This window comes from Bradyrhizobium sp. CSA207 (assembly GCF_029051685.1).
Classification (GTDB): Bacteria; Pseudomonadota; Alphaproteobacteria; order Rhizobiales; family Xanthobacteraceae; genus Bradyrhizobium.
Map to the genome: position 1 here is coordinate 66,015 of NZ_JAACFT010000010.1, position 10,970 is coordinate 76,984.

At 65.5% G+C, this 10,970-nt stretch carries 10 protein-coding genes; 8 read left to right on the top strand and 2 right to left on the bottom strand.

Going from position 1 to position 10,970, the window contains the following annotated elements; translation table 11 throughout:
• Nucleotides 1-18: 18 nt before the first annotated feature.
• Both hutH and hutI read right to left on the bottom strand, forming a co-directional pair.
• Nucleotides 19-1,578, bottom strand: coding sequence for a histidine ammonia-lyase (gene hutH / locus GWG65_RS13240; protein WP_275196006.1), 1,560 nt, complete (start codon nt 1,576-1,578; stop codon nt 19-21).
• Nucleotides 1,575-2,789, bottom strand: a complete 1,215-nt coding sequence (gene hutI, locus GWG65_RS13245) for an imidazolonepropionase (RefSeq protein WP_275196007.1) — start codon at nt 2,787-2,789, stop codon at nt 1,575-1,577. Before hutI ends, hutH begins: the two co-directional genes overlap by 4 nt.
• Before the next feature lie 84 nt (nt 2,790-2,873).
• Here hutI and GWG65_RS13250 point away from each other — a divergent pair, with 84 nt between their 5' ends.
• The 8 genes from GWG65_RS13250 (at nt 2,874) to GWG65_RS13285 (ending at nt 10,938) form a co-directional block, all read left to right on the top strand.
• Entirely contained in the window at nt 2,874-4,232 is a 1,359-nt protein-coding gene (locus GWG65_RS13250; protein ID WP_275196139.1) for a formimidoylglutamate deiminase, read from the top strand.
• Nucleotides 4,229-4,957 carry a histidine utilization repressor gene (gene hutC / locus GWG65_RS13255; RefSeq protein ID WP_275196008.1) on the top strand — a complete coding sequence of 243 codons (729 nt, stop codon included), beginning with the start codon at nt 4,229-4,231 and terminating at the stop codon, nt 4,955-4,957. The genes GWG65_RS13250 and hutC overlap by 4 nt, the downstream gene beginning before the upstream one ends.
• Before the next feature lie 115 nt (nt 4,958-5,072).
• A complete protein-coding gene (locus GWG65_RS13260; protein WP_275196009.1) occupies nt 5,073-6,011 on the top strand; it encodes an ABC transporter substrate-binding protein in 939 nt (312 codons plus the stop codon).
• A gap of 77 nt (nt 6,012-6,088) precedes the next feature.
• Nucleotides 6,089-6,862: an ABC transporter permease gene (locus GWG65_RS13265; RefSeq protein ID WP_275196140.1), complete on the top strand. Its 774-nt coding sequence runs from the start codon at nt 6,089-6,091 to the stop codon at nt 6,860-6,862.
• Nucleotides 6,859-7,644, top strand: a complete 786-nt coding sequence (locus GWG65_RS13270) for an ABC transporter ATP-binding protein (protein WP_275196010.1) — start codon at nt 6,859-6,861, stop codon at nt 7,642-7,644. The genes GWG65_RS13265 and GWG65_RS13270 overlap by 4 nt, the downstream gene beginning before the upstream one ends.
• Nucleotides 7,637-8,869 (top strand): Zn-dependent hydrolase, encoded by a 1,233-nt coding sequence (locus tag GWG65_RS13275; protein ID WP_275196011.1) that lies wholly within the window; start codon nt 7,637-7,639, stop codon nt 8,867-8,869. Before GWG65_RS13270 ends, GWG65_RS13275 begins: the two co-directional genes overlap by 8 nt.
• 52 nt (nt 8,870-8,921) lie before the next feature.
• Complete coding sequence (locus GWG65_RS13280; protein WP_275196012.1) at nt 8,922-9,647, top strand: phosphoribosyltransferase; 726 nt, start codon at nt 8,922-8,924, stop codon at nt 9,645-9,647.
• A gap of 115 nt (nt 9,648-9,762) precedes the next feature.
• Entirely contained in the window at nt 9,763-10,938 is a 1,176-nt protein-coding gene (locus GWG65_RS13285; protein WP_275196013.1) for an MFS transporter, read from the top strand.
• The last annotated feature ends 32 nt before the right edge of the window (nt 10,939-10,970 follow it).

Consider the following 10,970-nt stretch of genomic DNA (forward strand, 5'->3'; position numbering starts at 1 on the left):
CCTCTTCAAGCATCTTATTCAGATAAGTCCCGGAAACGGATCGGTCGGAAGCGCAGCGATCGCAGCCGCTGGCAGGGCGCCAGCTTCCACGAGCGTGGCCGCTCTGGCGAGATCGTCCGCCATGTAGCGATCGGCGCCGAGCGCGGGCACCTGTTCGCGCAAAGTGGCGATCACGGCAACGAGCGGCGCGCTGGTCGCGTGCGGCGCGCGCAGCGTGATGCCTTGTGCGGCGACCAGAAGCTCGATGCCGATGATGGCGGCGAGATTGTCGGCCATGTCGGAGAGACGACGGGCGGCATGCGCAGCCATCGAGACGTGGTCTTCCTGATTGGCGCTGGTTGGCGTCGAATCGATCGAGCAGGCGAGTGCGCGCTGCTTGTTCTCGGCATAGAGCGCGGCGGCCGTGACCTCGGCGATCATGAAGCCGGAATTGATGCCGGGGTCGGGCGTCAGGAATGGCGGCAGCCCAAAATTCAGCGCCGGATCGACCAGCGTCGCGATGCGTCGCTCGCTGATTGCGCCGATCTCCGACAGCGCCAGCGCGATTGCGTCCGCGGCAAACGCCACCGGTTCGGCGTGAAAATTGCCGCCCGAGACGATCTCGCCGGTTTCAACGAGAACCAGTGGATTATCGGTGACGGCATTGGCCTCGACGATCAAGGTGCGTGCGGCCTGCGTGATCAGGTCGAGGGCGGCGCCTGTGACCTGTGGCTGGCAGCGCAGACAATAGGGATCTTGCACACGTTCGTCGCCCTCGAGATGCGACTGCCTGATATCGCTGCCGTCGAGCAATGCCATCAGTGTCGCTGCCGCGGCGATCTGCCCGGCATGGCCGCGCAACGCCTGGATTTCGCTGCGGAACGGCGCCGTTGACGCCATCGCCGCATCGACCGACAGCGCGCCGGTCACGAGCGCGGCGCAAGCGAGACGAAACGCGCGGAGCACGCCGGAAATGGCGTAGGCGGTCGAGAACTGCGTGCCGTTGATCAGCGCGAGCCCCTCCTTCGGCCCAAGGGTCAGCGGCGTCAGGCCGGCCGCGGCGAGCGCCTCGCTGCCGGACACCATCTTGCCCTCGACGAGCGCCTGCCCCTCACCGATCATGACGGCGGTCATGTGCGCGAGTGGCGCAAGATCGCCGGAGGCGCCGACCGAGCCCTGCTGCGGCACCAGCGGATAGACGCGCTGCGCCAGCATTCCCTGCAGCTGCTCGATCACCTCGCGCCGCACGCCGGAGGCGCCACGTCCGAGCGAGACGATCTTCAGCGCCATCATCAGCCGCACAATCGGCTCAGGCGTCGCCGGCCCGACGCCGCAGCAATGCGAGACGATGAGGTTGCGCTGGAGCAGCGCGGTCTGGTCGGGCGGAATGCGCTTTGAGGCGAGCTTACCAAAGCCGGTATTGATGCCGTAGACCGGCGCGTCGGCGCGCGCGGCTTTCGTGACGATCGCAGCGGCCGCCTCTACGCGCGGCCAGAATGCCGGATCAAGAACGATGGGAGCCCCGGTCAGCACGCGCGCGAGTTCGTCGAGGCTGACCGCACCCGGTTTGACGATGATCGGCGTGCCGGCGTCCGTCACTGTCCCCTCCACACCCGATGATGCAGCGGATTGAAACCGATGCGATAAACGAGCTCGGCGGGACGCTCGACGTCCCAAATCGCGAGATCGCACCATTTGCCGGCTTCGAGCGTGCCCGTTTCATGGAGCACGCCGAGCGCGCGGGCGCCTTCACGCGTCACGCCGGCGATGCATTCGGCGACCGTCATCCGGAACAGCGTCGCGCCCATATTCGTGGCGAGCAGCAACGAGGTCAGCGGCGAGCTGCCGGGATTGCAATCGGTCGCAAGCGCCATGTTGACGCCGTGCTTGCGGAACGTCTCGACCGGCGGCTTCTGCGTCTCGCGGATGAAATAGAAGGCGCCGGGCAGCAGCACGGCCACCGTTCCGGCTTTTGCCATCGCGACCGCCCCAGCCTCATCCGTGTGCTCTAAATGATCCGCTGACAGCGCCGAGAATTTTGCGGCGAGGGCCGCGCCGCCAAGGTTTGACAACTGGTCGGCGTGAAGCTTGACTGGCAAACCCAGCGCCCTCGCGGTCTCGAACACCCGCGTCGTCTGCTCGCCGGAAAATGCGATGCCCTCCATGAAGGCATCGACGACATCGGCAAGGCCCGCCTTCGCCACGGCGGGCAGCATCTCCTTGCAGACGAGATCGATGTAGCGGTCCTTGTCGCCATCGGCCTCGGGCGGCAGCGCGTGCGCACCGAGGAAGGAGGTGCGGATCGAAACCGGCCGCTTGCGGCCGAGGCTGCGGGCGGCCGCGAGCTGCCGCAGCTCCGTCTCGGTATCGAGGCCATAACCGGACTTGATCTCGACCGTCGTCGCGCCCTCGCCGATCAGCGCATCGAGCCGTGGCAACGCGCTTGCAACGAGGTCGGCTTCGCTGGCCTTGCGGGTCGCAGCCACCGTCGAGACGATGCCGCCGCCGGCGCGTGCGATCTCCTCATAGCTTGCGCCCTTCAGGCGCAGTTCGAACTCATGTGCGCGATTGCCGCCATAGACGAGATGGGTGTGGCAATCCACCAGTCCCGGCGTGACCCAGCGTCCTTCGCAGTCGATCCGCTTGATCGCGTCTGCATCCGCAGGGAAGTCCGCCTCGGCGCCCGCATAGACGATGTGGCCGCCGCGCGCGGCGATCAAGCCGTGCTCGATCTCGCCGAGATCGGGGCGGTCGGCCCGCAGCGTGGCGAGCCGGGCATTGTGCCAGATGCGGTCGAAGCGCTCTGCCATGCGAATATCCATACGCCGTGGATGCTTGACTTATATGTCTAGACATATAATCGTGTCGCGGTTCTGTCCAGCCGGCTTGTAATGATGACCCGCCTGCATTTCGCCTCCGTGCTCCTGCCTTCGGGCTGGGCCCATGACGTGCAGGTGGTCGTCACCGCCGGCGCGATCGCCGCAGTGACGCCGGGCGTGGCGCCGGCCGCGGGCGACGAGCGCCACCACATCGCGCTTCCGGGACTGGCAAGCCTGCACAGCCACGCCTTTCAACGCGGCATGGCGGGACTGGCCGAACTGCGCGGCAGCTCGACCGATACGTTCTGGACCTGGCGCGAGACGATGTATCGGTTTGCACTGGAGATGACGCCCGACGACGTCGCCGCCGTTGCAACATTGCTCTATGTCGAGATGCTGGAGCAGGGTTTTACCCGCGTTGGCGAATTCCACTACCTGCATCACGATCGCGACGGCTCGCCTTACGCCGATCTCGCCGAGATGGCCGCACGCATCGCGCAGGCTTCCGAGGCGTCCGGCATCGGCCTTACATTGCTGCCCAGTTTTTATGCGCACGGCTCGTTCGGCGGCGCACCGCCGCATTCCGGCCAGCGCCGCTTCATTTGCTCGCTCGATCGGTTCGCCGCGCTGATCGCTGCGTCGCGCAAGGCCATTGCGAAACTGCCGGGCGCCAATATCGGCATCGCGCCGCACAGTTTACGCGCGGTGACGCCGGAGGAACTTACGACGATCATACCGCTGGCGGATGGCGGCCCGGTGCATATTCATGCGGCCGAACAGGTCAAGGAAGTAGAGGATTGCCTGGCATGGTCGGACCGCCGACCGGTGCAGTGGTTGCTGGAGCACGCGCCCGTCGATCAACGCTGGTGCCTCATCCACGCGACCCACACGACGAGTGAGGAAGTCAGCGCGTTCGCTCGGACCGGTGCGGTCGCCGGCCTCTGCCCCATCACCGAGGCGAGCCTCGGCGACGGCATCTTTTCCGCGCGCGAATTCCTCGACGCGGGCGGCGCCTTCGGCGTCGGCACCGATTCCAACGTCCTCGTCGGCGTCGCCGACGAGCTGCGCCAGCTCGAATACGGCCAGCGGCTGAAGCATCGCGAACGCAACGTCCTGTCGAGCGCTCCCGGCGTATCGACCGGGCGCGCGCTGTTCGATCATGCGCTCGTGGGCGGTGCGCGGGCGCTAGCGCAGGAGACGGTCGGCCTCGCGCCCGGCGCGCGCGCCGACATCGTCACGCTGGACAGCGCGCATCCGTCGCTCGCGGGGCGTTCGCGCGACGCTGTCATCGACGGCTGGATTTTCGCGGCGACCAGCGGCGCCATCGATTGCGTCTGGGCCGGCGGTGACAAGGTCGTCGAAGGCGGCCGGCACAGATTGCGCCAGTCCGCGCGCGAACGCTTCAACGCATCGGTGCGGAGGCTCGTCGCATGAGCCTTGCCACTGACGCCGCCGACAAGCCGACGCTCTACAAGCGCATCCGGGCCGACATCGAAAAGCGGATCCTGACCGGCGAATGGCCGCCGGGTCACCGCATACCGTTCGAGCACGAACTGGTCGCGCGCTATGGCTGCTCGCGCATGACGGTGAACAAGGCATTGTCGGAGCTCGCGCAGGCCGATCTGATCGAGCGGCGCCGGCGCGCCGGCTCTTTCGTGCGCCGGCCGCAGCATCAGTCTGCCGTACTCAAGATCGCCGATATCCGCGCCGAAATCACCGCGCTCGGCCGCAGCTATGGTTACGAGCTGATCCATCGCAAGCTGCGCGCTGCGACCGCTTCGGACCGCGAACGTCTCGGCGTGAAGAAAGCCGGCAAGGTGATCGCAATTGCCTGCCGGCACAGCGCCGACAACGTGCCGTTCGCCGTCGAGGATAGGCTGATCGATCTGTCGTCCGTGCCGGAAGCCGCCACCGCGGACTTTGTGCGCGAGCCGCCCGGCTCCTGGCTGCTGCATCATGTCCCATGGACGGAGGCCGAGCACACGATCAGCGCTGTTGTCGCGGACGATCGCGCGGCGGAAGTCCTCGACATCGCCATCGGCGCGCCCTGCCTCGTGATCGACCGCTATACATGGCGCGGCCCGCGCACGATCACGGCGGTGCGGCTGCTTTATCCCGGCGACTCTCACCGCCTTGTCGCCCGATTCAAGGGAGGCTGAGAGAACAATGTCGGCACAATTCGTGCAACGCTTCGGGCAACGATCCATGCAATCCGGATCGAAACCAAGAGGTCAGCAGGACGTCAATCCATCGATCGACAAGAGGACGACCATCATGCGTAAAGTATTTGCGACAATCATTGCCCTCACGGCCTCCACTCCAGTGCTCGCCGACGACGTCAAGGTCGGAATCGGTATTTCCGGATGGACCGGCTTCGCGCCACTGACGCTGGCGAAGGAGGCCGGCATCTTCAAGAAGAACGGCCTCGACGTCACCATCAAGAAGATCCCGCAGAAGGACCGACACCTCGCCATCGCCTCGGGCGACGTTCAATGCGCGGCGACGACGGTCGAGACCTGGATCTCCTGGAATGCGAACGGCGTCGCCACCAAGCAGATCTTTCAGCTCGACAAGAGCTACGGCGCCGACGGCATGGCCGTGCGCAATGACGTCACGGCGATCAAGGAGCTGAAGGGCAAGACGGTCGCAGCTTCCGCGCCCGGCACCTCGCCCTATTTCGCGCTGGCCTGGATGCTCAAGAAGAACGGCCTCACAGTGAAGGACGTCACGGTGGTGAACCTCGAGCCGGCGGCTGCCGCACAGGCCTTCGTCTCCGGCCAGAACGATGCGGCAATGACCTATGAGCCGTATCTGTCGACCGTGCGCGCCGCGCCCGACAAAGGCAAGATCATCGCGACCACGCTCGACTACCCGATGGTCATGGACACCTTCGGCTGCACGCCGAAGTTCCTGAGCGAGAACCCGAAGGCGGCGCAGGCGCTGGCCGACAGCTATTTCGAGGCGCTCGAGATGATCGCCAAGGATCAGGCCAAGGCCTACGAGATCATGGGCGCCGATGTGAAGCAGTCCGGCGAGCAGTTCGGCAACTCGGCCAAATATCTGCGCTGGCAGGACAAGGCCGCCAACCAGAAGTTCTTTGCGGGCGATTTCCTGACCTTCAACAAGGAGGCCGCCGAGCTCCTGCTCGAGATCGGCATCATCAAGGCCGCACCGAAGGTCGAAGACCTCTTCGACGCCAGCTTCATCAAGTAAACTCGCCGAGAGCCGCCGGTCCCGCCTCCCCAAGGCCGGGCCGGCGCTCGAGTCGACATTGCCCGGATAATGGTTTGATGCGTCCCCTGGATCCCGTGACATCGAGGCAACGCGCGGCTTACGGCCTCGCGTTCTTCGTGCTGTTCGTCGCCCTCTGGTCATGGGCGACCTTCGGCGGCCATGTGTCGAAAACTTTCCTCGCCAACCCGCTGACGATGGTGCAGGAAGGCGTTGAGCTGCTCACCAAGCACGGCTTCCTGTTCGACATCGGCATGACGATCTGGCGCGTCCTTGGTGGCTTCGTGCTGGCCGCGATCATCGCGGTGCCGCTCGGCGTGCTGATGGGCGCCTACAAGCCGGTCGAAGCCTTTCTCGAACCCTTTGTCTCGTTCGCGCGATATCTGCCCGCCTCAGCCTTCATCCCGCTCTTGATCCTGTGGGCCGGCATTGGCGAACTGCAGAAGCTGCTCGTCATCTTCATTGGCTCGGTGTTCCAAATCATCCTGATGATCGCCGTGACCGTCGGCAGCACACGGCGTGATCTGGTGGAAGCGGCCTATACGCTCGGCGCCCGCGACCGCGGCATCATCCGCCGCGTGTTGCTGCCCTCCTCCGCGCCCGAAATCGCGGAAATCCTGCGGCTGGTGCTGGGCTGGGCATGGACCTATGTCATCGTCGCCGAGCTGATCGGCTCGTCCTCAGGCATCGGCCACATGATCACGGACAGCCAGGCGCTGCTAAACACCGGCCAGATCATCTTCGGTATCATCGTGATCGGATTGATCGGCCTCGTCTCCGATTTCCTGTTCAAGGCATTCAACGCCTGGCTGTTTCCCTGGAAGCTCGCATGACGACGCTGAAGATAGAGCAGGTCTCGCGGACCTTCCCGGCTCGGCACGGCAACGCGCCGACCAGGGCACTGGAGCCGACCAACCTCACCATCGGCAACAACGACTTCGTCACCATTCTCGGCCCCTCCGGCTGCGGCAAGTCCACGCTTCTTCGCATCGTCGCGGGTCTCGACCGTCCGACCGGCGGACGCGTCACGCTCGACGGCCGCGAGGTGACCGGCCCGGGTGCCGATCGCGGCATGGTGTTCCAGTCCTACACGCTGTTTCCCTGGCTGACTGTGCGCGAGAACATCGCCTTCGGCCTGCGCGAGCGCGGCGTGCCGCAGCACGAGCGGCACAAGATCGCCGACGCCTTCATCCGCCAGGTCGGATTGTCCGGCTTCGAAAATCACTGGCCCAAGCAGCTCTCCGGCGGCATGCAGCAGCGCACGGCGATTGCGCGTGCACTCGCCAATGATCCAAAGATCCTGTTGCTCGACGAGCCCTTCGGGGCGCTGGATAACCAGACCCGCGCGCTGATGCAGGAGATGTTGCTCGGGATCTGGGAGCGCGATCAGAAGACCGTGCTGTTCGTGACCCACGACATCGAGGAAGCGATCTTCCTCGGCAGCCGTGTCGTGGTGATGAGCGCGCGTCCCGGCCGCGTCAAGGCCGAGATCGCGATCGACCTGCCGCATCCGCGCTCCTACAAGGTCAAGACCACGCCCGAATTCGTCCAGCTCAAGGAACGGCTGGTCGAGGAGATCCGCACCGAGGCATTGAAGGTTGCCGAACATGCCTGACACACAGCCGCGTGCCGATGGCGCACGCGTTCTCGCGGATCTCAATGCGCTGCGCGCGATCGGCGCCTACAAAACCGGCGTGCACAAGCCGACCTTCTCCGAGCCGCACAGGCAGTCGCTGGAGTGGCTGGTGCGAAAGCTGCCCGAAGCTGGCCTCACCGCTGCGATCGACGGCATCGGCAACGTCTTCGGCACCAGCACGAAGTCCGGCCCCAAGCTACTGGCCGGATCGCATCTGGAAAGCCAGAACTATGCCGGCTGGCTCGATGGTCCCCTCGGCGTCATCTATGCGCTGGAGGCCGCACGTGTGCTCAATGCCGATCCTTCGCTCAAAGGCGCGGTCGAGGTCGCGGCGTGGTGCGATGAGGAAGGACATTTCGGACACTTCCTCGGCTCGCGCTCCTATGTCGGGCAGCTGACCGAGGCTGACATCGATGCCGCGCGCGACCGCACCGGCGGCCGGACCATGCGCGATGCGCTTGCCGACATGGGGCTCGCCGGGCGGGCCCGCGTCACCGCCGAGCCGGGACGGCACGTCGGATATCTGGAGGCGCATATCGAGCAGGGCGATACGCTCGAAAGCGGCCATCTCGCGATCGGGGTCGTGACCTCCATTGTCGGCATTTGGCAGTACCAGATCAACTTTCTCGGTGAGCAGAATCACGCCGGCACCACCCGCATGGCCGCGCGGAAGGATGCGGGGCTGGCGCTGGCGAAATTCTGTGCGGCGATCGATGAGCGTTTCCCCACCGCTTGCGGACCGCGCACGGTCTGGACCACCGGCCGCATCGCGCTCGATCCGGGTGCGCCGAGCATCATTCCAGGTGCCGCCGAAATGCTGTTCCAGATCCGCGACGACGATCCGGCCGTGATCGCACGGCTGGAGAATCTGCTGCGGACGATGGCGAGCGAGGTCAATGCGCAGGCTCGCTGTTCCGTGACCGTGGAACGGATTCGCACCGGCGCTCCTGCCATGATGAACTCCGGCTTTCAGGATGCCATCGAGGCTGCGAGCAAGGACCTCGCCGGAGGGCGATCGCTCCGCATGCCAAGCGGCGCCGGTCACGATGCGCAGATGCTCGCCACGATCATGCCCGCGGGCATGCTGTTCGTGCCGTCGATCGGTGGCATCAGCCATCACTGGACCGAGAACACCGCCGACGCTGATATCGTCACGGGCGCGCAGGTGTTCGTCGACGCCTGCCGGCGCATTCTCGGCGGCTAGGCAGAATGCGGCTCGCCTTGTGCCCAGCCTTCGCTCCAAGCGGTGCCAAATCATGACCGCGAGTGAATCTTATATCGAATCTACAACCGGCTATTGGCAGGATCTGACGCCAGAGATCCCCGCGCGCTTCTCGGCGACGCCACCTTACCGCTTCGGCTATCCCGCTCCTCTGCCTTGCGGCCGCTTCCTCGTCTTACCGCTGCGCCAGTTGCCCGATGGTGATCTCGCCGTCGCTTCGCTCATCGCCAACCAAGCCTCGAATCTCGTTGTCGCGGCGCTGGCAGACCATATGGCGACACAGGCGCGCGTCTTCGACGCCGAGATCATTGTCGGACTACCGACGCTGGGTCTTGCGTTTGCATCTCTTGTGGCCGAACGGCTCGGACAGGCTCGCTATGTCCCGCTCGGATATTCCCGCAAATTCTGGTATGATGACGCACTGTCCGAGCCGGTGACTTCGATCACCAGCCCTGAGGCCGGGAAAAAGTTACGGCTGGATCCGAACCTGCTGCCCCTGATCGAAGGCCGCCGGGTGGTGTTGGTCGATGACGCAATCTCGACCGGCGCGACCGCAGTCGCCGCCGTGCGCCTGCTGCAGCAGATCGGCGCCGAGATTGCCGGCATGGTGGTCGCGATGAAGCAAACCAATCGTTGGGAGGTGACGACCGCGGCCCTTTCCGCACCGTTTCCGGTTCGTGCGGTATACGGGTGTCCGCTCTTCCAGCGCAGCGAGGCCGGCTGGATGCCGCTGATGGAGACACAGCCCGCTATTCCCTGATTGATCGGACATCTGCTCTTCGTCGCCTGAAGCCAGTTCGAGCACGTCTCGGACATAAAGGCGCAGCAATCTTCTGGCTTCTCGGCCGCGCCGCTACCCCTCCGTGGAGTTCCTCATGTCTTCTGCTGACCGGCCGGCGACGCGCCTTGCGACCCGACTTGCCTTCCTGGTCGCGGGCTTCGGCATCGCGTGCTGGGCGCCGCTGGTGCCGTTCGCGAAGGCGCGGCTCGCCGTTGACGACGGCATCCTTGGCTTGCTCCTGCTCAGCCTCGGCATCGGCTCGGTCGTCGCGATGCTCTTGACCGGCGTCATGAGCGCACGCTACGGTAGCAGGCCGATCATCATCGCCGGCGGGCTCGCTCTGGCGCTGGTCCTGCCGCTATTGGCTATCGCAAGCTCGCCCGTAACGCTGGCGTTGGTGCTGTTGGCATTCGGTGCCGCGCTTGGCTCCATCGACGTCGCCATGAACATCCACGCCGTGGAGGTCGAGCGCGCCGCGGGGCGCCCGCTGATGTCCGGCTTCCATGCGCTGTTCAGCATCGGCGGCTTCGCCGGATCCGCCCTGATGACATTATTGCTCTCGCTGCAACTCGGCGCGCTCGCCTGCACGCTGATCTGCTCCGTCCTGATGCTGATCGCCACGCTGATCGCGTGGCCACGCCTGCTTCGCTCGACCAAGGCGCAGCAGGGACCGCTGTTCGTGCTGCCGCACGGATCGGTGCTGCTGCTCGCGCTGCTCGGCGCGATCACTTTTCTCGTCGAAGGCGCGATGCTCGATTGGGGCGCACTGCTCGTCATCGGCGCAGGGCTCCTCTCCGAGGTGCAAGGCGGGGCCGGTTACATCGTGTTCTCGATCGCAATGACCGCCGGGCGGCTCTGCGGTGACGCCGTCGTGGCCCGTGTCGGAGATCACGCGACATTATTCTGGGGCAGCCTGCTTGCGATCGTGGGCTTCGCGGTCCTGCTCACGGCCTCCGTCGCCGCGGTCGCCATGGCCGGCTTTCTTCTCATCGGCCTAGGTGCATCGAACCTCGTCCCCGTGCTGTTCCGCCGGGCAGCCACACAGACGGTGATGCCCACAGGTCTAGCCGTCGCGGCCATCACGACCGCCGGCTATGCAGGCATCCTCATCGGCCCCGCCGGCGTCGGTTTCGTCGCTCGTGCCGGCGGGCTGCCGGCAGCGTTCTGGCTCCCGGCGGCACTGATGGGTTTCGTCACGCTTTCAGCGCGCATCGTCGCAGCAGACCCGCGCCAAGCGGCCCAGCCCTTCTCGCCGCCACGAGGCGACTGACCTAAGCTCCTCGTTTCAAAGCGATATTTCGT